Origin of the sequence: [Chlorobium] sp. 445 (genome assembly GCA_002763895.1) — a bacterium.
In the GTDB taxonomy this organism is placed as follows: Bacteria; Bacteroidota; Chlorobiia; order Chlorobiales; family Thermochlorobacteraceae; genus Thermochlorobacter.
This window is the reverse complement of the sequence record NSLH01000020.1, coordinates 1-21,324: the sequence shown is the minus strand read 5'-3', so window position 1 is coordinate 21,324 and position 21,324 is coordinate 1. Positions and strand designations below refer to the sequence as shown.

Annotated in this window: 13 protein-coding genes and 4 pseudogenes; 8 read left to right on the top strand and 9 right to left on the bottom strand. The window is 46.7% G+C overall.

The window, feature by feature from the left end:
- The first annotated feature begins 132 nt into the window (after positions 1–132).
- The 3 genes from CMR00_08830 to CMR00_08820 all read left to right on the top strand — a co-directional run bounded on the left by CMR00_08830 (position 133) and on the right by CMR00_08820 (position 2,926).
- Complete coding sequence (locus CMR00_08830) at positions 133–1,224, top strand: hypothetical protein (GenBank protein PIO47704.1); 1,092 nt, start codon at positions 133–135, stop codon at positions 1,222–1,224.
- Positions 1,221–2,114 (top strand): hypothetical protein, encoded by an 894-nt coding sequence (locus CMR00_08825; protein ID PIO47703.1) that lies wholly within the window; start codon positions 1,221–1,223, stop codon positions 2,112–2,114. Before CMR00_08830 ends, CMR00_08825 begins: the two co-directional genes overlap by 4 nt.
- Positions 2,115–2,182: 68 nt before the next feature.
- Positions 2,183–2,926 carry a hypothetical protein gene (locus tag CMR00_08820; protein PIO47702.1) on the top strand — a complete coding sequence of 248 codons (744 nt, stop codon included), beginning with the start codon at positions 2,183–2,185 and terminating at the stop codon, positions 2,924–2,926.
- A 105-nt stretch (positions 2,927–3,031) separates the two neighbouring features.
- Here the strand turns inward: CMR00_08820 and CMR00_08815 are convergent, their stop codons facing one another.
- Complete coding sequence (locus CMR00_08815; protein ID PIO47701.1) at positions 3,032–3,421, bottom strand: hypothetical protein; 390 nt, start codon at positions 3,419–3,421, stop codon at positions 3,032–3,034.
- A gap of 282 nt (positions 3,422–3,703) precedes the next feature.
- On the opposite strand from CMR00_08815, the gene CMR00_08810 reads away from it, so the two are divergent.
- The 3 genes and pseudogenes from CMR00_08810 (at position 3,704) to CMR00_08800 (ending at position 9,527) form a co-directional block, all read left to right on the top strand.
- Positions 3,704–4,207, top strand: coding sequence for an AsnC family transcriptional regulator (locus tag CMR00_08810; protein ID PIO47700.1), 504 nt, complete (start codon positions 3,704–3,706; stop codon positions 4,205–4,207).
- 65 nt (positions 4,208–4,272) lie between these two features.
- A pseudogene (locus tag CMR00_08805) lies at positions 4,273–6,434 on the top strand (glutamine synthetase type III).
- 554 nt (positions 6,435–6,988) lie between these two features.
- Positions 6,989–9,527 (top strand): annotated as a pseudogene (locus CMR00_08800) (Clp protease ClpC).
- A gap of 90 nt (positions 9,528–9,617) precedes the next feature.
- On the opposite strand, the pseudogene CMR00_08795 reads toward CMR00_08800, so the two are convergent.
- The 8 genes and pseudogenes from CMR00_08795 to CMR00_08760 all read right to left on the bottom strand — a co-directional run bounded on the left by CMR00_08795 (position 9,618) and on the right by CMR00_08760 (position 20,208).
- A pseudogene (locus CMR00_08795) lies at positions 9,618–11,850 on the bottom strand (cell division protein FtsK).
- A gap of 69 nt (positions 11,851–11,919) precedes the next feature.
- Positions 11,920–12,555 (bottom strand): annotated as a pseudogene (locus tag CMR00_08790) (hypothetical protein).
- A gap of 93 nt (positions 12,556–12,648) precedes the next feature.
- The gene (locus tag CMR00_08785; protein PIO47699.1) at positions 12,649–13,368 is read right to left on the bottom strand and encodes a 2-phosphosulfolactate phosphatase; all 720 of its coding nucleotides are present in this window, start codon (positions 13,366–13,368) and stop codon (positions 12,649–12,651) included.
- A 57-nt stretch (positions 13,369–13,425) separates the two neighbouring features.
- Positions 13,426–14,574 (bottom strand): glycine cleavage system protein T, encoded by a 1,149-nt coding sequence (gene gcvT, locus CMR00_08780; GenBank protein PIO47698.1) that lies wholly within the window; start codon positions 14,572–14,574, stop codon positions 13,426–13,428.
- A 169-nt stretch (positions 14,575–14,743) separates the two neighbouring features.
- Positions 14,744–17,404, bottom strand: coding sequence for an alanine--tRNA ligase (locus tag CMR00_08775; protein ID PIO47697.1), 2,661 nt, complete (start codon positions 17,402–17,404; stop codon positions 14,744–14,746).
- Positions 17,405–17,458: 54 nt separating this feature from the next.
- Positions 17,459–18,337, bottom strand: a complete 879-nt coding sequence (locus tag CMR00_08770) for a hypothetical protein (protein PIO47696.1) — start codon at positions 18,335–18,337, stop codon at positions 17,459–17,461.
- Positions 18,338–18,358: 21 nt separating this feature from the next.
- Complete coding sequence (gene hflX / locus CMR00_08765; protein PIO47695.1) at positions 18,359–19,630, bottom strand: GTPase HflX; 1,272 nt, start codon at positions 19,628–19,630, stop codon at positions 18,359–18,361.
- Positions 19,631–19,728: 98 nt separating this feature from the next.
- Positions 19,729–20,208, bottom strand: a complete 480-nt coding sequence (locus tag CMR00_08760) for a 2-C-methyl-D-erythritol 2,4-cyclodiphosphate synthase (protein ID PIO47724.1) — start codon at positions 20,206–20,208, stop codon at positions 19,729–19,731.
- A 72-nt stretch (positions 20,209–20,280) separates the two neighbouring features.
- On the opposite strand from CMR00_08760, the gene CMR00_08755 reads away from it, so the two are divergent.
- Positions 20,281–20,673: a hypothetical protein gene (locus CMR00_08755; protein PIO47694.1), complete on the top strand. Its 393-nt coding sequence runs from the start codon at positions 20,281–20,283 to the stop codon at positions 20,671–20,673.
- A gap of 3 nt (positions 20,674–20,676) precedes the next feature.
- A partial coding sequence (locus tag CMR00_08750) for a cobalamin biosynthesis protein P47K (protein PIO47693.1) occupies positions 20,677–21,324 on the top strand: 648 nt, incomplete at its 3' end.

Genomic DNA, 21,324 nt, shown 5'->3' with positions numbered 1-21,324 from the left:
AAAGGCGTTCATAGTTTAGTAATTTGCTACGTCTGGCTTTCATGAGTTTTTTGTGACACATTTCATTTCACATTTCGTGCTTAAAGCCTAACTTTTTATGATGACTTATTTCAGACTCATTATTTTGCACAAATGAAACGCATAATTTTTGTTGCCAAAACTTTAATTCAGAAAATCGATCGTGATGACTGTCTGGGCTTAGCTGCCGAAATGGCATATAACCTTGCTTTAGCCATTTTTCCTGCGCTGCTGCTTTTTGTGAGTTTTCTTAGCCTTATTCAAACACCAAAGACAGCCTTACTCATCTCGAGTTTCATTGGCACAGTGTTACCGCAAGAAGTCTACCAGCCTATTGGGCAAACTATTGAAAAGATCTTGGTGGAGCGACGGGGTGGTATTTTCACATTCAGCTTGATTTTCTCGTTTTTTTCGACGGCTGCAGTCTTCACCACTGTCATGAAAGCCATGGAGCGCATCTACAATATGCAGCTCAATTACAGTTTTTTTCGTCGCCAAATGGTCGCTGTAGAGCTGATGCTTTTGGTTAGCGTGGCTTTAGGGATTGTCTTTAGCCTCATCATTTTCGGCACAGAGCTTGAAAAAATCTTGGAAAAGCAACTCAAGATGTATCGGCTGGGTCAATTCTTGCAGTGGACACGCTTTCCGATAGCTTTTTTTGTGATGACACTTTCTGCCCTTATCGTCTACAAGTTTTCATTGCGTGTCGGACAAAAACTTCCACATGTCTTGCCCGGTGCAGTGCTCATGGCTCTGCTTTGGATTGTAGTTTGCATCTTGTATGGTGACTACGTCAAATACCAGTACTACGGACAAGGCTATACCGTGCTTGCAAAAGGTCTTGCAACGCTCGTATGGCTTTACATCAATGCATTGATTTTTCTGATTGGGGCGGAAGTTAATTGGTTGTTTTATAGCGGCATCATTGGCGGCACACCCTCAAAGCCCAAACAGGCGCCCCTGCCTGCCCCTACAGCAACTCCGATGAAAGCACAAGAGCGCAACTTGTCCCAGACTGAGGCTATACCTGAGAGCGTCATTGCACTTGATGAAATGCTCCCGCTCAGCCGCATTGATTTGCCACTTCCTCCCACGAAACCAAGTTCAGCAGAGGCGCCACCCAAACCCTCAGTACGCATACAAAACGTGCCGCCCCAGCCACCAGCCTCTTCACCATTGTCTTCTCAAAGACCTGACACGCCATGAATTGCTTGGTTAGGCTTCTGAACTTTTCTCTCATGCTTATGCTCTTTGCCTTCCCTTTTCGGGGCAAGGCACAGCCTGCCTCTGAAATCGCTTTGCGCCTTGATGGCAAGTGGCGTATTGCTTTTGGAATTTATGCGTCTAACAAAGATGCTCTTTTGCCTGATTACAGCGACTCTAATTGGATAGAAGCTAGCGTTCCTGCTTTTTGGAATGATTATGAATTTGCGCGTGGCTTTTCAGGACTTGCACTCTACCGCAAAACATTTTTTGTTCCCGAAGTAGCACGCGCCAAAGCGCTCTATCTTTTGCTTGGACGCATCAACAGCGTCGATGAAACCTATCTTAACGGCAGACTTATTGGTAAAACAGGTACGGTGCAGGCTCCTGCCGATGGCGAACTTCGTGCTTACCTTCTTCCAGATTCACTGCTCGAATACGGGAAACTGAACACTTTAGCGGTGCGTGTCTTTTGCAACAACCTTGACGGCGGCATTTATGCTGGTGTGGGCAAAGAGAAAAATCTCATCGGTGTTTTTACGAAAACTGCCATGCGCGCCGCACTGGGTCAGCCAGCAAAACCAGCTCCTGACAGCATCGCTAAAATTATCCGCCGCACCGTTGAGGTCATGGATACCATGCTGATTTCACGTCAGCCTGAAGCGTATATGAGCCTTGTGTCTGAGAGGTATTTCAACAACGGCACACGCTACGCTGAACAAAAACTTTTTGCGCAAACCATCACCCACGCCTGGCTGGTGCCTCTATCACTTACCACGACTTTCAAGTCTATGAAGTCTCACCAACTCTCGTCATTGCCGATTATGATTCAGAACTTAAATGGGAAAACAAATCAAGTTATCTCGGACATGATGAGCGATATTTTCAGTTAGAGCACGGGAAATGGCTTGAGATTGGTAATCAATCGCGCTTCTTTGATTTGGAAATCAACTCGGCATATATGCGGCAGAAAGTTCCAGTCAGTGTTTATTTGCCTCCTTCATTCTTGAACAGTCCGCGCCGAGCCTATCCTGTGCTTTATCTGTTGCATCCACAGGGCGGCAGCCACATGCTTTGGCGAGAGCTTGAACTTGATCGCTTTTTAGACTCACTCATCTATCAGAAAAAAATTGTAGAGATGATTGTTATCATGCCCAGTGAATGTAGCTCTTACTATGTCAATTCAGCCGATGGCAAACGTGCTTACGCCAATTTTTTCTTGGAAGAACTGCCTGATTTGGTAGAAGAAGACTACCGAGTGATTCGCAAGCGCGCAGCGCGCGGCATTGCTGGCGTTTCTTGGGGCGGCACTGCAGCCATGTTCTTAGCCCTAAAAGAGGAAAGGGGACAAAAACTTTTTTCTGCTGTCGGCAGTCTGATGGGCATGCTGAATTACACACCAAGCGCCCGTCTTGCTCTCGATGGCGGCGATAGCACTTTTTGGCGCCCCTACATGACCACTACACTCTTGGGGCAGGTGCCAGATTCAGCGCTTAACAACACAGACTTTTTCATGCTAATCGGTGCACAAGATATGTTTCGAGCCGGCAATGAACTTGCTGCTCAAACCTTGAGGCGCCGAAACATCAAACATACTTTTCTCATCCGCAGAGGCACGCATAGCTTTTCATTCTGGACAGCGCATCTTGCTGAACTTTTTCGTTTTCACTCTGAGGTCTTTCAGCGCCGCCTGAAAAAGCCTTAAAGCAAGTGCACCGTGCTGAGCGCTTATGTGCACTTGCCGCCTGTAGCTGAGATTGTAAGATTGATTTACGCTTGCGCCTTGCAGCTTAACTTTGCGATTTTGCAATTAGCTCGTTACCTTCTTAAAGAAATTCATTACCCCCTCCACAATAGCTGCCGGAATGGATGACACAGTTTTGAGCACAAAATAGGCTTCATCAATAGCAGGTGGCGTGCCAAACACGGATGGCATACCATCACTGTAGCCGTAGCGTGTACCATCTGGATTTTTCGGCGCACTGTCGGCTTTGGGCGCTGGAGTTACCGATTTTGCAATTGGCACAGTGGCTGGCTTCTGAGCAGGTTTCGCTTCAGGCGCAGTTGCTTCGGCTTTGGGCATTTCTGTAGGTGCTGTGGCAGGGTTGGCTTCACTTGCAGGTGCTGCGTCTTTAGCAGCTTGCTGTTGCGCCAATTTTTTCGCCATCATCGGCGAAAGTTTTTTCGGTTCATCAGCCATAGATGTTCTCCTTTCAAAGGTTGGTGTTACAGCCATGACAAATCCAAACTCCTGTTACAAAGTTAGTGCGCTGCGATAGCTTTTCAAAAGATATTTTTTCCATCGTCCAGCGCAGTGTATTTCAAACTTAGCATGTATTCTAGCTAAAAAGCTTGTAATTACGCTTGAAAGTTTTAATTTTGCAGAAAAAGCGACTGATTTACCTAAGTTTTTTAGGCAATTTACTCTAACTCTATCGTCAGCATATTCTGGTCTGGCATCAATTTTTTCCCAAGTGTAGTTATGTCTTGGCATCTAGATAAGATTGATCTAAAACTCATTGAAATGCTCTCAGAGGATGGTCGGATGCGGCGCAGCGAACTTGCAGAAGCTGTCGGGCTTTCAATTCCTTCGGTGAGTGAGCGTTTGGAAAAGCTCGAGGCACGTGGCGTGATTAGAGGGTTTACAACGATTGTCGACCTCAAAAAATTAGGCTACGATATCATTGCGTTCATTCGCATTACAATGGATTCCTCAAAGCACTACGCTTCACTGATTCAACACGTTCAAAAAGAAGATGAAATTACAGAATGCTACTCCATCACAGGTGAAGGTTCGCATCTGATTAAAGCCGTAGTGTCTGACACAGGTGCCCTCGAACAACTTCTTGCTCGCATCCAATCTTGGACAGGTGTTACAGGTACGCAGACCAGCATTGTATTGAGTGAAATCAAGAAGTCGAACCGCATCAACTCACAGAAAGCCATGAAAAGTTTGGAGCACAGCAAAAGTGCCAGCGGGCTATGAGGGCTTTGCAGCGCAATCTACGAATTACAAAATCAACTTATTCACTGCTAAACAAAAAAAGAAAAATGTCGACTCAAAACGGGACATTTACGCTATCTGAAAATGCAGCGCTCTTTGGTAGCCTTACATTCAACCATCATGTGATGCGCGAGCGTTTTGCCTGCTGATGTGTATAGCTCGCTGGTGCGCACACTTACGATGGGCGAAGAGCTTGATGAAAGCATTGCCGAAAGTGTCGCTCAAGCTATGAAGGAATGGGCAATTGAAAACGGGGCAACACACTACTGCCACTGGTTTCAACCCATGACAGGCGCAACAGCTGAAAAACATGACGCTTTCATTGCTTTCGACAAAGAAGGTAACTTAATTGAAAAATTCTCTGGTAGCCAGCTCATTCAAGGCGAGCCAGACGCCTCGAGTTTTCCCTCTGGCGGTATGCGCACGACTTTCGAAGCACGTGGCTACACTGCTTGGGACCCCAGTACTCCCGCGTTTTTGATGAAAGGCGCCGAAGGCACCACGCTGTGCATTCCCTCTGTTTTTATTTCGTATCATGGTGAAGCGCTGGACGAAAAAAACGCCCCTCTTACGCTCTGCACGCGCCCTAAGCGAAGCTGCCGTCAAACTTCTACACCTGTTGGGCAATACCAAAGTCACTAAAGTCAAAACATATCTGGGCGCAGAGCAGGAGTATTTCCTCATTGATAGATCGCTCTATGAACAGCGTCCCGACCTAATTATGACAGGGCGCACGCTCATTGGGGCACTGCCGCCGAAGAATCAGCAGCTTGAAGACCATTATTTCGGCTCCATTCCTGACCGTGTTTTGGAATTCATGCAAGAACTTGAGCGCGAGCTCTATCAACTGGGTGTACCTGCCAAAACACGCCACAACGAAGTTGCGCCGCATCAGTATGAAATCGCCCCTATTCACGAAGAGACTCCACTTGCCGCCGACCATAATCTCCTGATTATGGAAATGCTTCGACGTGTCGCCGAGCGCAAAGATCTGGCACTGCTCATTCACGAAAAGCCATTTGCAGGCATCAACGGTTCAGGCAAACACAATAATTGGTCGATAGGCGCTGATGTCGGTGGCAATTTGCTCGATCCAGGTGAGACACCAGAATCTAACTTGCAATTTTTTGGTTTTTTGGTTGCAGTTCTCAAGGCTGTGCACAAACGCGCCGCTGTCTTGCGCGCCTCCATTGCTAATGCCGGGAACGACCACCGCTTGGGCGCAAACGAAGCTCCGCCTGCCATTATGTCTGTGTTCCTCGGTGATCAACTTAGCGCAATTCTTGACGCTATTGAAACCGGGGATATGAAAAAGACAACTGAAAAGCAGTTCATTGATTTGGATATCTCGCACATTCCCACGCTGAACAAAGATAACACCGACCGCAACCGCACATCGCCATTTGCTTTCACAGGCAATAAGTTTGAGTTTCGTGCTGTACCATCGTCTATGCCAGTTGCCATTCCGAATATGGTACTGAACACCATCATGGCAGAAGCTATTGACGAGATACGAGAAGCAATTGAAGCAGAGATGCAATCAGGCAAAGACTTGGAAGCAGCTGTCTTCGAGGTCTTACGCCATGAAATCAAAGCTACTAAACCGATTCGTTTTGAAGGCGATGGCTACAGCGAAGCCTGGCAAAAAGAAGCTAAGAAACGTGGCTTGCCGAACCATCGCACCTTAGCTGAGGCAATGAAAGTGTGGCAGGACAAAAGCGTGCGCGAACTCTTTGTCAAATACGGCGTTTTGACTGAAGCTGAAATTGATGCACGATATACAGTGCGCTTGGAGCGATACATCAAAGCACTTGATATCGAAGCCAAGACACTTGCCATGATGATTCGCACGCAAATTCTGCCCGCATGCCTGCGCTTCCAAAGTCAGGTTGCTGAATCAGTCGGCAAACTTATGCAGTTAGATAAATCGCTCAAGCTCAACGCATCTACTAAGAAAAAACAAGCCGCCTTACTTTCCATGCTTGCCGAGGATATTGGAGAACTGATGTCGCGCACGGAGAAGTTGGAAAAACTTACAGCCGTGATTCACCACCAGAAAGGCGGCATTGAGGCCCAGGCAAAATACTGCGCAGAGGTCATTATGCCTGCCATGAACCATGTGCGTGAGATTGCCGATAAGTTAGAGGGAGAGATTGATAGCACGCTGTATCCTATGCCGACTTACATGGAACTGCTTTTTATGCACTAATGCTCAGCATAGATGCACTCGTGCTGACAATAATTGAGGATTGTGTGCTTATTGAGCAGAGTCACTCATACTGACGAAGCCCGTTCAGAGTCTTAGTTATTTTGCGGCTTTCACTTCCCTTCTCCTTTTGAGTGGCTGTGAAAGCCGCTTTGTCTTTTGCTCTAACTTTCACGGATTGTTTATTATCATTTGACTTATGCTTTGGCGCCAAGTAAAGCGGTTTTGAAGTGCGTCTGTCGGCTCTGATTTCAGGCTTTCCTAAAAAATACCTTTTGCAAATCGCCTTGATTGTGTTTATTATCTTAGAATGTAAAAATGACCAAGTCTTGCTGTATTGCGTGCGAGCACAGCACAGTCAAGTTCAATAGATGAAATTAAGCAAGGTAAAGCGCGGTTTAGTTAGAGAAAGAATGTGCGCTGTGTTCTTGCGGCGCTATTTTATTATCAATCAAACATGTTCAATCAATTTCATGATTGAGATAAATACACTTTGAAACTTTGAAAATTTTAACTCTCTAAAGCGACACAGAGGATAAAACGAAACGAAAAAATTTATGGAAGGGAATTTTTCTAATCGGGTTCAAGATGTTATCCGGTACAGCCGTGAAGAAGCGCTGCGACTTGGACATGACTACATCGGAACGGAGCATCTGCTTTTAGGTATCATTCGTGAGGGTGAAGGTATTGCTGTACGGATTCTCAAAAACTTAGGGTGTGACCTCTACAAACTTAAGCGTGCTATTGAGGAAACCGTGCGTTCTACTGGCGGGACACTCACTTTAGGTAATGTCCCCCTTACCAAGCAAGCCGAAAAAGTTTTGAAAATCACTTATCTCGAAGCCAAAATCTGCAAGTCGGATATTATTGGAACTGAACATTTGCTGCTTTCTCTGCTCAAAGATGAAGAAAATCTTGCAGCGCAAATCCTTTCGCAGTTTGGCGTCAGTTACACGACCGTGCGCGAGGAATTGGAAAACATCATGAGCGGTAAGACTGGTGGGGCTGTTACTGCTGCAGCCACTAGTGGAACCTCCGGTGGAAGTGGTCAATATCAACAACAATACGAATCACGAAAGATGGAAAAGTCAAAGACACCTGTTCTGGACAACTTCGGGCGCGACCTTACCAAGCTTGCCCTTGAAGATAAACTCGACCCAATCATTGGTCGTGAAAAAGAAATTGAGCGCGTTGCCCAAGTTCTCTCGCGCCGCAAAAAGAATAATCCTGTGCTCATTGGTGAGCCCGGTGTTGGTAAAACCGCCATTGCTGAAGGTCTTGCTCTGCGTATTGTGCAGCGGAAAGTTAGCCGCGTGCTCTATGACAAGCGTGTCGTTGCGCTCGATCTTGCTGCGCTTGTGGCAGGTACAAAGTATCGTGGTCAGTTCGAAGAGCGCATGAAAGCAGTGATGAATGAACTTGAAAAATCTAAGGACGTGATTCTCTTCATTGATGAGCTGCACACCATTGTTGGTGCTGGTGGTGCCTCTGGCTCACTTGATGCCTCAAATATCTTTAAGCCTGCTTTGGCGCGTGGCGACCTGCAATGCATTGGCGCCACCACACTCGATGAATATCGACAGTATATTGAGAAAGATGGTGCGCTCGACCGCCGCTTCCAAAAAATTATGGTTGAACCAACCACTGTGGAAGATACCATCGCTATTTTGATGAATATCAAAGAAAAGTATGAAGCGCATCACAATGTGCGATATAGCAAAGAAGCTATTGAAGCTGCAGTAAAACTTTCTGACCGTTATATCACTGACCGTCACCTTCCAGATAAAGCCATTGATGTGATGGATGAAGCTGGTGCGCGCGTACATCTTTCCAATATCCATGTACCAAAGGAAATTCTCGAACTCGAGCAGAAAATCGAAGACATCAAGGCGCTCAAAAATCAAGTTGTGAAGTCACAAAACTTTGAAGAAGCCGCTCGCCTACGCGATCAAGAAAAGCGCCTCATCGAGTCACTCGAACGCGCCAAGAGCGAATGGGAAAGGTCGACTGCCGAGAAAATTTTTGATGTTACCGAAGAAAAATGTTGCCGCTGTCGTAGCCATGATGACTGGTATTCCTGTCATGAAAGTGGCTCAATCTGAAACAGAAAAGCTGCTTAAAATGGCTGAGACCCTCAAAGCTGAAGTTATCGGTCAAGACGAAGCAATTGAGAAAATCTCGAAAGCCATTCAACGCACGCGAGCTGGCTTGAAAGACCCAAATCGTCCTATTGGCTCCTTTATCTTCTTAGGTCCAACAGGCGTCGGTAAAACGGAACTGGCTAAAGCGCTCACACGCTACCTCTTTGACAGCGAAGAATCCCTGGTGCGCATTGATATGAGCGAGTATATGGAGAAATTCTCGGTCTCACGCTTGGTTGGTGCGCCTCCCGGCTATGTTGGCTACGAAGAAGGCGGTCAGCTCACTGAGAAGGTGCGCCGCAAACCCTACTCTGTTGTCCTGCTCGACGAAATTGAAAAAGCACATCCCGATGTCTTCAACATTCTTTTGCAAGTCCTAGATGATGGTATTCTTACTGATGGACTCGGTCGACGCGTCGACTTCCGCAACACCATTATCATCATGACTAGCAACATCGGTGCGCGCGACATCAAGAATATGGGTATGGGCATGGGCTTCACGCAACCAAGCGAGAAGAGTAAATACGACAACATGAAATCCACAATTGAAGATGCGCTCAAAAAAGTCTTCAACCCAGAATTTCTCAACCGTATTGATGATGTGATTGTCTTCCATCAACTCGAAAAAGAGCACATCTATCGCATCATCGATATTTCAGTCGAGAAACTCTTCAAGCGTGTGCGCGATATGGGCATCTCCATTGAGTTTACTAAAGCCGCAAAAGATTTCCTTGTTACAAAAGGCTATGACCAACAATTCGGCGCGCGTCCGCTTCGTCGCGCACTTCAAAAATATGTCGAAGACCCGATGGCTGAAGAAATCCTTAAAGGCAAATTTACAGAAGGCAGCTCAATTAAAATCAAATACAGCAAGAAAAACGACTGTCTTGTGTTCGTAGACACAAGCAAGGAAACGGCTGACAAGGAAACCGATGAGACGGTAGAGGAGAAATAAGCCCTCTGGTTTGCTTCTCAATAGCGACAAGAGCCTGCACAACTGCAGGCTCTTTGTTTTCACAGCGTTACAGCATTGACTTAAATCGCATCAGCTTAAATCAGCAAGGCGCATCTCTAATTCCTCTTCGGACTGCACCAAGACTTGACGTGGCTTGCTACCATCTGGCGGTCCCACAATTCCATGTTCTTCTAACTGGTCCATGATGCGTGCAGCGCGTCCAAAACCTAACTTTAATCGCCGCTGCAAGAGCGAGACACTTCCCTGCTGATGTCTTACCACCAAACGCGCTGCTTCATTAAACATTTTATCGCGCTCCCCGCTGCTTTCCTCCTCATCATCGCCAAACTCGCTGGCAGATTTAGTTGCAGATTTCACATCCGGTGCGGGCAAGGGATACGACAGATCGACGCCTTTCTGCGCATAAATAAAATCCGTAACCGCTTCAACTTCTTCTGTTGAGACAAACGCATTTTGCAAGCGAATTGGCTTAGGTTGTGTTGCAGGTAAGTAGAGCATATCGCCATTGCCCAAGAGTTGCTCTGCGCCCATTGTATCTAAAATCGTGCGTGAGTCTACTTTGCTAGCGACTTGATAGGCAATGCGCGCAGGGAAATTGGCTTTAATGACTCCCGTGATTACATCCACAGATGGACGCTGTGTAGCAACCACTAAATGAATTCCAACCGCACGTGCCAGTTGCGCTAACCGTGCAATTGGCTCCTCCACTTCACGCCCAGCGGTAATCATCATATCGGCAAGTTCATCAATGACAACCACAATAAACGGCAGAGCATCATCAGGAAATTTTTTCGTTGAAGGCTTGCAGATTTCGTACCCCCGCTTTTGCCAAGCGCTCGTAACGATTATCCATTTCTTTCTCGACGGATTTGAGCGCATATACAGCTTTGCTGGTATCGGTGATAATCTGCTCCTCCAAGTCCTGAAACTTCACAAGAAAATGATGCTTCAGACGTTGATACGGAAAGAGCTCCACACGCTTAGGATCAATTAACAAAAATTTGACTTGCTCTGGTGAGCAGAAATAGAGTAGACTGGTCAGTATGGTATTGATGCCAACCGATTTGCCTGACCCTGTTGCACCAGCTACAAGCAGGTGCGGCATCTTAGCAAGGTCGTCGATAAAAATTTCATTTGCTATCGTTTTGCCAAAGGCAATTGGCAGTTTGAATTTGGAGCTTTTGAACTTCTCGCTATTGAGTAACGACTTAATGCGTACGATATGCGACTTGGCATTAGGAATCTCAACGCCAACTGCATTTTTGCCTGGAATTGGCGCAATGATGCGAATACCGCGTGCTGCCATCGCCATTGCAAGGTCATCTTGCAGTGCCACAATGCGGCTAACTTTCACATCCGGTGCAAGTTCAAGTTCAAAGAGCGTAACCCTTGGTCCTACCGTCGCTTCAATGCGCGTGATTTCAATTTTATAGATGCGCAATTTCTCTAAAAGTTTGCGCTTGTTTTCTTCAAGTTCCTCCAGCGACACGGTATCCTGTTCAGGTTCAGGCTCAATCAATAAATCTACCGAAGGGAATTGATAAATAAATTTCTCTTTTGTTTTAACCTCCAGTGTTCTATCGTCTAAATCTGCCGCCACATCTTTTACAGGTTCAATGATAGTGATTTGAGGCTCTTGTTCATCCAACACGGCTTTTTGCTCCGCTGCCCCTGCAATTTCCTCTTGTTGAGTGCTTATGATGCTTGATTTTTTACTCAAAAATTCTTTTAGAACATCGTCAATTTCGTTGTCAAATTCTTTTGTGAATGCTTTTGCCCAGTTAGTTGTGGTTCTTACTGCCAGCATGTTAAACGCTTGGGCTTCGGCTTCACTGAGTTTCTTTTCAAGATCGATATCGCTGAAGGGGTTGTCTTCCTCATCGCTTTTCTGCCCTATGCGGATTGTTTTGCCTTGTGCATCTGTGCTGTGTGTAGCCTCTTTTGCTTGTGGCTTGCACTCAAATTGCGATTCTGCACACTGACTTTCTGTCTTTATTGGTAATTCCACCACCATGCTGCTTTGTTGCTCTTCTCTGCTTAGTGCTCTGCCCGTCTTTGCTTCACTCTCTGCTACAAGCGGGCTTGACATCACGACTGTTGGCACTTTCTCACGTGGCGGCATGATGCTTTGTTCTGTTTTTGGCAAAATTGGCTCATGCTTTTCAGCGGCTATACTTGCCTCAGACTTCAGCCTGCTTTTTTCCGTTTCAGGTGTGTTGCTCTGTGGTGGTGTAAGTTCATGCTCTTCGATTTCTTCACGGTCATTTTCTTGCTTGGCATCTTGCTCGGCTTTACGGCGCATCTGACGGGCTTGATACCACTCTTTGAATCGCACTTGAGCTTCTGTTGCTTTGTTGCGGAAGAGATAGAGAACGCGGTCAGCAGTTTTCTGCACGTCGAGATCAATGAAGAGTACTATAGTTGCAGCAAGCAGCGCCAGCAGAATTGCCCATGCTCCAAATTTGCCGATAGCAGCGGTAAGAAAAGCTGCAACGAAACGCCCTATCGTGCCCGACATCACTTGACTAAATGAGAAGTGCGTGAGCCCAAAGAGCGACGCCACCAAGATTGAGAAGAGCACGGCATACACTGTAGCAAATGCCGCTTTCTCGTAGCCATTTTGACGAAAGAGTGTCCAGCCCCAGTAGCCCGATACCAACACTAAAATTGCAGTAGGATAGCCTAAAACGGATTGCACGAGGAAACCAGAGAGTTTTGCGCCAAAAAAACCGAGCGGGTTGCGCAGGCGTGCTGCAGCAAGTTTGCCTACTTCGGAGAAGAACTCAAAGAGTGAGACGTTTTCAATGACGGAATCATCATCAGGTGAGTAAGCCACAATTGCAATCAGCAGCAGCAGGGAGAGCATCAAAATACTTGTACCCAGAATTTCATGCTGACGCTGTGAGAGTGCAGCCAGTAGTGCACCCTTTGCTTTCTTTGTGGGTTTACGCCTTGGCTTTGTTGCTGACGAAGTTGGTGTGTCTGTATTTTTTTCAGTTTGTGGCATTACAATTTGAAATTTGGTTAAAAGCTATGCAGCAAGCACACACGACATGTGCGCCTGCTGCAGATAAGCCCTCAAATTGTAATGCGGCTCAATTTAATCAACGCGCTTGAATTTTTTGGTCTCAAGTTTATAGAGACGCAGCGCATTTTCTTCCAGAATCGGCAAGGCTTGTGTGATGTCCAACTTTGCGGCAAGTTCGATATCCTTTGCAAATCCAATCGACGTCAAGTATCTGCCATGATCGCTTTCTTTGAGCGCCGCCAGTTCATTGCCGCGAAATTTTTCGTAGAGAATGCGCGCTGCTAGTGCTGAATCCGAGATGGACATCACCTGCGCTTTTTTGTCGGCAAGCAGTTTATCGACCAGCAATCCAGCGCAGAGCGCATCTTCCAGCGAGAAACGATTTTCTTTGCCAGAGCAGATGATTGCTAAATTGTACTCGATATTTTCTGGCTTGACAAGAAATTCCTTTACGATTGAAAGATTGATGAAGGCAGCAAGTAGTATAGTTTTTGCAGCTTTTGCTTTAAGCAATGCGCGCGTACCATTCGTGGTGCAAAAGAAAAGTGTCTTGCCAGAAACGACTTCTTCTGAAAATTCTTCAGGAGAATTACCTAGGTCAAAGCCTTCAATGATTTTTCCATATCGCTCTCCGCAGAGCAAGGGTTTTTCGGCATTGTGCTCCTCCATCGCCGCGCGTGCTTGAGCAATGTCTGAGAAGGCAATGACTTCCTTTGCGCCGTTCTGCAGCGCTGTGATAATGGTCGTACTTGCGCGCAGCACATCTATTACAACGGCATGCCGTTCGCGCAGGTAGTCATCATCAAAACCTTCTGGTGTAAAAAAACATCAATTTTCATTAGCCGTTTTTCATGAAAAAGTCTTTGAGATTTTTTCTGCGTTGTATGCAGCCTGTCGCCGCTCTTTTGAAAGAAAAGGCAACGCCGCCACGCGTGCCTCCTCGCGCTTCTCTCTTACCGTGATATAAATCAGCGAGTTTGGCTCGCTGTACTCGAGTGCAACATATCCTGTGCCAATCGGCTTGTTCAGTGTCGGTGAAAGCGTTCCACTGCAGACTTTGCCGATTCTCTCTCCGCTTTGTGTGGTGATTTCAAACCCTTGTCGTGCTATGGCTCTGCCACTCATCTCGAAGCCAACTAGCTTGCGTTTTGGGTTTGCTTTTGCTTTAAGGCACGCTTCTTTTCCTTTGAACGATGGCTTGTTTAGTTTGGTTATCCAGCCTAATCCTGCTTCAATCGGGTTTGTTGTTTCGTCAATTTCGTGCCCGTAGAGCGCATAGCCCATTTCAAGACGAAGTGTATCGCGTGCCCCAAGCCCAATGGGTTTTATCCCAAACTCCTTGCCAGCTTCAAGCAAGCCATTCCAGAGCTCTTCAGCAAATTCGTTGGGACAGCATATCTCAAAACCATCTTCGCCGGTATAGCCAGTTCGTGCCACATACATCTCTACACCTGCGACCTTACCATATACAAACCCGTAATAGCGCACTTGTGAGAGGTTCAGACGCGTAAGTTTTTGCAGTGTCTGTTCAGCGTGTTTGCCTTGAAGTGCCAGCAGCGTCAGCTCGTCTGAACAATCTGTGAGCGTAAGATTATTTGGGAGATGTGCGTTCAGCCACGCAAAATCTTTTTGAGTATTGCTCGCATTGACAATTAAAAGGTAATGCACAGGCGAGACACAATACACGATGAGATCATCGATGATGCCACCATCAGGAATCTCTGAATGATTTTCATAGAGCATCACATTATATTGTGCACGCTCGGGTATGAGTGCCGCAACATCATTGCTGAGCATCTCTTGCAGAAAGTCTTGTGCACCACTGCCTTTTAGCTCAAACTTACCCATATGAGAGACATCGAAGAGTCCTACGGCGCACCGCACCGTGTGATGCTCTTCAATGATACTGCTGTACTGCACAGGCATCTCATACCCACCGAACTCAATAAGTTTTGCACCTAACTTGCAGTGTATGTGATAAAGAGGCGTATGCTTCACGCAGCGGAGATTTATTTCAAAGTTTCTGAGGCTAAAAATACAAAAAAGTTACTGGATTGCGCTGCTCTGCTTTATACTTTCCATGCTTTCAGAGCAGAAGCACACGCTAGCCCACACGACTGTGCTAAACTATATCTTGTGATGTCCAAATTCGCTTCCTTGCGATAGTTTAGTTTAGTTGCATGGCGATAAGCTCCTTGAATCTTGTCATCGCATCGGGGAGTTTAGCTGGATTTTTTCCGCCTGCCGTTGCTAGTTGTGCTCTACCGCCGCCACCGCCTTCGACTACCTTAGCCACATCGCCGATGAGTTTACCTGCATGCAATTTCTTTTTTTCTACAAGGTCATCTGTAATGATCGCCACAAGCGAGACTTTTCCATCAATGACACTGCCTAAGAGCGCTGCACCGCTTTTGAGTTGCTGACGCGCCAATTCTGCTACGCCTTGCAGTTCATCGGCACTTTGTACCCAATCAATCTCGCGTGCAACGACTTCAATGTCAGAGATGTGTTCAGGTGCATCAAGAATATCGTTGAGTTTGTAGCGAGCAGTCTCTAAGCGAAGTTTCTCTACTTGCTTTTCCATCGCGCGTTTTTCTTCTAAAAGTTTTCTTACTCGCTCTACGGTGTCGCTATCTGATGAGGCATTGAGCAATTGCCGCAGCGATTGCAATTGCATAAACTCTGCACGGAAGAGCTCTTCAGCGGCTTTGCCAGTAATCGCTTCCACGCGCCGCACTCCCGAGGCAATTGAGGATTCACTTACGATTTTAAAGAGCCCAATTTGCCCGATGTTATCTAAGTGTGTGCCGCCGCAAAACTCAATAGAGAAGGCAGGTATTTCCACAACGCGCACACGCTCGCCGTATTTATCGCCAAAGAATGCCAGCGCCCCCATTCGCTTTGCCTCTTCAAATGGCACATCTTCATGCTTGATGGTCTCTTTTGCGCTGCGTATCTGCTCATTGACCATGCGCTCAATTTGTGCCAACTGTTCATCACTGACTTTCTCAAAATGACTGAAGTCAAAGCGTAGGCGCTCTGGCGTCACCAGCGACCCTTTTTGCTGGACATGCTCTCCCAGTACTTTGCGCAGCGCTGCATGCAATAGATGCGTTGCGGTGTGATTTACCATCGTAGCATATCGGCGCTCTGCATCAACCTGCGCTTCAAGCTCATCTGGCAGTTCCGACACGTCAAAATCGTTAGGCTTCAGGGTCTGTTGCGAGGCGTTGTTCAGAATACGATCAATGATGTGCACGATTTTCTCGCCTTCTTTTTGTGTATCACACACAAAGAACGTGTATTGTGAAGATAGCAGCATGCCCGTGTCACCCACTTGCCCACCTGACTCTGCATAGAACGGCGTTTGGTCTAAGACGATAAAAAGTCTGTCAGCAGTTTTTCGCACCAGTCTTACCGTTGAGCGTGTTGTTAATGTAGTGTAGCCTTTGAATTGTGAGTCGCTGCCTTCCGAGAGTTGAATCCATGCTGCGCTACCTGCTTCAACGGATTGCACTTTCTTTTTGCGATCCTCGCGTGCGCGTGCTTTTTGTGCTTGCATCTGCGCTTCAAAACCGTTTTCATCGACACTTAGCCCAATTTCTTGTGCCATTAGACGCGTGAGGTCAAGCGGGAAGCCGTAGGTGTCATAGAGTTTGAAAGCATCTTCGCCTGCAATCACTTTTGTGGATTTGGCGCGCTCAGCAATCTCGCTGAAAATTTCCATGCCTCTATCGAGTGTGGCAAGGAAACTTTCTTCTTCAGCGCGAATGATTTGCTCAATAGCCTTTTGGCGCTCTTTGAGTTCTGGAAACACATCGCCCATCGTTTGCACCAGCGTCTCAACCAGCTTGTAAAGCGTTGCTTCATCTTGCCCCAGTTTCTTGGCATAGCGTACAGCGCGACGCAAAATTCGGCGCAGCACATAGCCACGTCCTTCGTTAGATGGTGTTGCGCCGTCAGCAATGGCAAACGACAGCGTGCGCACATGATCTGCCAGCACGCGCATAGCGATGTCAGTTTCGCTTTCCAACTTCGCGGTATAAGCTATACCAGTCAAGTCCATGATCTTTTGAAGCAGCGGCGCAAAAATGTCTGAATCATAGTTTGAGGTCTTGCCTTGCAGCACTGCAGTAATGCGCTCAAAGCCCATTCCAGTATCCACATGCTTTGCGGGCAGTGGCTCTAACTCGCCTTTGCTAGTGCGGTTGAATTGGATAAACACCAAGTTCCAAATCTCGATAACTTGCGCTGAGCCTGCATTGACAAGTTGCGCACCGCTTTTGTCGGGCGTCAGGTCAATGTGAATTTCAGAGCAAGGTCCGCATGGACCTGTCTCGCCCATTTCCCAGAAGTTATCTTTTTTGCCGTGCCGCTGAATATGCGAAGGGTGAATGTCCGTCACCGTTCTCCACAGTTCAAAGGCTTCGTCATCGTCTTGAAAAACGGTAGCGTAAAGTCGATCTTTTGGCAGTCTCCAGACCTCTGTGAGCAATTCCCACGCCCAAGCAATTGCTTCTTTTTTGTAGTAATCGCCAAACGACCAATTGCCGAGCATTTCAAAAAAGGTGTGGTGGTAGGTGTCTTTGCCGACATCTTCAAGGTCGTTGTGTTTGCCAGAGGCGCGGATGCATTTTTGTGTGTTTGCGGCGCGGGTGTAAGGGCGCGTTCCTGTTCCAAGAAAAACATCTTTGAACTGGTTCATCCCCGCATTGGTGAAAAGCAGTGTTGGATCATCTGCGGGCACAACGGGCGCCGAACGCACAATTTCATGACCTTTTGACCTGAAGAAATCCAGAAACGATTGACGAATCTCGCGCGATGTCATAGAGATCAGTTTGTTGATTAGAACTTGAAATATACGAAGGACGGCGCGGTCTTGCTAAATGCGATGCACGAGCGTGACTAATGATTTGCAGGGACAAAAAGAGTTACTTTGGGGCACACACTTTCGCGTGATGCCGTCGTTGCTATGCTTCGCCAGCGTTTGCAAAAAATAGACATCCTGCTCATTTACTGCTACTCTTGGCTGTGACTTGAACCCCAATTTTTTCAAGGCTTGTAAGACCGCATCCTTTCTTTGCTCATCATTGCCGTGAATTTCAATGATAAGGTATCGCACATGCTTCAAACTATGGTGATACGGCATTGAGAAGATTTCATGCTCTGCGCCTTCAATATCGATTTTGCACATATCTATTTTTTCGCCATCAAAATATCGGCTGTATAGCTCATCCATCGTTACGCCCTCAATCGTTACCGTTTTTGCATTCCCAGAAGTCAGCGGCTGGTAAATGTTGTCTGATGTCCCCCCTTGTCCGACCTGAAGTTGGAGCGATTTGGTCTCTCCTACTGCTGCAGCATTGAGTGCAATTACCTGGCAGTCTAAGTTTTGCGTCAAGTTAAAATGTAAGCGTGCATACGTATTTGGATTGAACTCTACTGCCACAACTTTCCTGAGTGCAATGCCATTATTTTTGAGCATTAAAGCAAATCCACCGCCATTTGCACCCAAATCCAACACGTTAATCGGCGCTTTAAAGCTCATCTGCGGCAGAAATTGCTGATACATGGGGGAAACCAGGACATGACGTGTACCGCTTTCATCACCAGCTTGGTGGTCTACCAAAATTTGCATTCCGTTGAGGTAATACACGTTCAGTCCGTGCTCTCTAAAACAGAGCCGCGACAGCAGCAGTTGCAAGCGATTGTCAAATTTCCAAAGTGCCTTTAGCCCATCAATTCTGTCGGCAAGAGCCATAACATCATCAAATCTGAAAACTTAGTTATGTAGTTTTTGCAGCATAGCATCAATACGAGCCAGCATGTTCTTTGGTGCGCGGAAACGCACTTCAATGTACTCCCCGTCGTAGTTCTTTTCGAGCACTTCGGTGGTGTCGTGCAGGAAACTGATGAACTTGTACTCGGAAATATGCACGCGTGCTGTGCGCTCTTGAAATTCAGAGTCCATCACACGTGCAATTGTCTCCTTAAGCTGTTCAATCCCAATCCCACGCTCTGCCGAGACAAAGACACAATGCCCGTAGCGCTTCTTTGCCGCCACAAAGTCAAAATCGGCAGGGAGTAGGTCAATTTTATTGAACACTGTAATCATTACCTTGCTTCTGGTATTCATCTCTGCCAGCGTCTGTTCCACCACCTGAATCTGCTCCTCGTAGTGTGGATGACCACTATCGACCACATGCAAGAGAATATCAGCATCGCGCACTTCTTGCAGCGTGGATTTGAAACTCTCGACGAGTTTATGCGGCAGCTTACGAATAAATCCAACCGTATCAGAGATGAGCGCACGTTTGTTGTGTTGTAGTATCACTTTGCGTGTGGTGGTGTCGAGCGTCGCAAAGAGTTGATTTTCACCCTTTGTGCGCATGTTAGGACAGAGTGCATTCATCAAAGTGGTCTTGCCTGCATTCGTATAGCCCACAAGCGCAATGCGTACCACGTTCCCACGCCACTTGGTTTGCGTGTGATGCTGCTTATCGTATTCGCTCAGTTTACGTTTAAGTGTAGCAATACGTCGCCAAACAAGACGACGGTCGGTTTCAATTTGTGTCTCTCCGGGTCCCTTCGTGCCAATTCCCCCTTTTTGTTTAGAGAGGTGTGTCCATTGGCGCGTAAGCCTTGGCAGAAGGTATTCTAATTGTGCAAGCTCTACTTGCATTTTCGCTTGTGCCGACTTTGCATGCACTGCAAAAATTTGCAAGATGAGCGCTGTTCGGTCAATGATTTTGCATTCTAAACCTTTCTCCAAGTTTCGCACTTGCACAGGTGAGAGGTCTTCATCGAAAATCACTACATCCACACCCTGCGCTTTGACAAAATTTGCAAGCTCATTGACTTTGCCTTTACCCACATAAAAGGCAGGCTCGAGCTGTGTGCGTTCTTGGATGAATTTGTGTAGCACAATGGCACCTGCAGTATCTGCAAGTCTTTCTAATTCACTGAGGTAATCTTGTACTTGGGATTTGAGGACTTCGGGCGGACGGCTCACGCCGACCAACACGGCTTTTTCGCGCGCAACTTTTGTATCCAATACTCAATATGTTTAGTTACGAAAATGCATTACTATTTGGCAAGTGAATTTAAGAAAAAACTTTTTTACGCAACAGTCTCGAGCACATTCTTGTATCTCTAGACCTTGATTTTCTCAATCATGCAGACGGCGTGCGCTGTGGCACCTTCGCCTTTGCCCACAAATCCTAAGCCTTCACTGGTTGTCGCTTTGATTGATACAGAATCAAGCTCTATCTGCAGGCAGCGTGCAATGTTTTTTCGCATCTGCGGAATAAACGGCGCAATTTTCGGCTTTTCCAACAGCAGCATCGCATCCACATTGACGGGTTTGTAATTTTGCCGCTCCAAAAGTTGACGCACCTTTTTCAGCAAGTATTGACTATCGACATCTTTGAAAGCAGGGTCAGTGTTTGGAAAATGTCTACCAATATCTCCCAGCGCCGCAGCGCCCAACAGTGCATCTGAAATCGCATGCAAAAGCACATCCGCATCGCTATGTCCATCAAGACCTTTGTCGTATGGAATCTCAACGCCGCCGATGATTAGCTTGCGCCCTTCAACAAGCGGGTGAATGTCAATGCCAATACCAATTCGCATCATAACCAAAGTGTTTGATTGAAGGCGTTTGATAATTTATCTTTAAGTCTTAAAGCAAATTAATGAAAAGCAATGACTCCAACATTCGCCTACTCTAAACTGCTCACGATGGTGCTTGCTGCTGCATTCTTCGTCTATACAACTGTAGGCTGCCAGCACACGGTTATCCTGAACGATGCACTCGAGCACAGAATGGCTCTCTCTGCACCTTCAACGCTTCCAGCACGCCCTGTTTCAAATTTCTCTGCTTTGAGCGATAGTGCGCAAACTTCAGCACCAGCACAATCAGATGAGATGCACGCACCAAACCGCACGGGACTGACAATTTTGGCAATCGGTGCTGTCGTGCTGATTGTTGCAACACCAATTATCCTATCCAGCATTTTGAGCAGCGGCAGCCGACCACAAGGTGGAAATGATGACAGGACTGGAATTTCCGCTGCTTCTACTGTAAAGGGAAACTAACCCATGTCGTACCTTACTCAAAGCAAAATCCCCATCAATATCCTGACGGGATTTTTAGGCAGCGGCAAAACCACACTGCTCAAGCAACTGTTAGCAAAAAACCAAGGGCGACACAAGATCGCTATCTTGATGAATGAAATCGGTGAAATCTCTATTGATGCCAAGTTACTTGAAGGCTTCTCTGTTGAGATGTTTGAGCTCAACGATGGATGCATTTGCTGCAGTATCAATGAAAATTTTGTTCAAGCACTTGATGAAATCGTTTCCAAACTCTCTCCTGACCTGCTTGTTATCGAAACGACAGGTGTTGCCAATCCTATCTCTATCATCTACTCCTTGCTCAATCCACAAATCGTGCTCGATGCGGTTATTACAACGGTTGATGCCAAAAACTTTCTGCGCATCAAAGATGAGGTGGAGGTGTGGCAAGAGCAAATTGAAGCAGCAGATGTTGTTCTCCTGACCAAAACAGACCTTGCAAATGAAAGTGAAATTGAGCAAGTCAGACACGAAATTCGTGCCTGCAATACGCATTGCCAAATCTTTAAATCGTCAGAAATCGCCCTTGACCTGGTCTTCGGCGTTGCCTACCCACGCCAACCCCTCGACATAAAGGAACCTCATCTTCACGATGCGCATCTGCACTTAGAA

Coding starts and splice junctions, on each gene's coding strand:
- CMR00_08830 (PIO47704.1), top strand. CDS start 133: ATGAAACGCATAATTTTTGTTGCCAAAACTTTAATTCAGAAAATCGAT.
- CMR00_08825 (PIO47703.1), top strand. CDS start 1,221: ATGAATTGCTTGGTTAGGCTTCTGAACTTTTCTCTCATGCTTATGCTC.
- CMR00_08820 (PIO47702.1), top strand. CDS start 2,183: ATGCGGCAGAAAGTTCCAGTCAGTGTTTATTTGCCTCCTTCATTCTTG.
- CMR00_08815 (PIO47701.1), bottom strand. CDS start 3,421: ATGGCTGATGAACCGAAAAAACTTTCGCCGATGATGGCGAAAAAATTG.
- CMR00_08810 (PIO47700.1), top strand. CDS start 3,704: ATGTCTTGGCATCTAGATAAGATTGATCTAAAACTCATTGAAATGCTC.
- CMR00_08775 (PIO47697.1), bottom strand. CDS start 17,404: ATGACATCGCGCGAGATTCGTCAATCGTTTCTGGATTTCTTCAGGTCA.
- CMR00_08770 (PIO47696.1), bottom strand. CDS start 18,337: ATGGCTCTTGCCGACAGAATTGATGGGCTAAAGGCACTTTGGAAATTT.
- CMR00_08760 (PIO47724.1), bottom strand. CDS start 20,208: ATGCGAATTGGTATTGGCATTGACATTCACCCGCTTGTTGAAGGGCGC.
- CMR00_08755 (PIO47694.1), top strand. CDS start 20,281: ATGACTCCAACATTCGCCTACTCTAAACTGCTCACGATGGTGCTTGCT.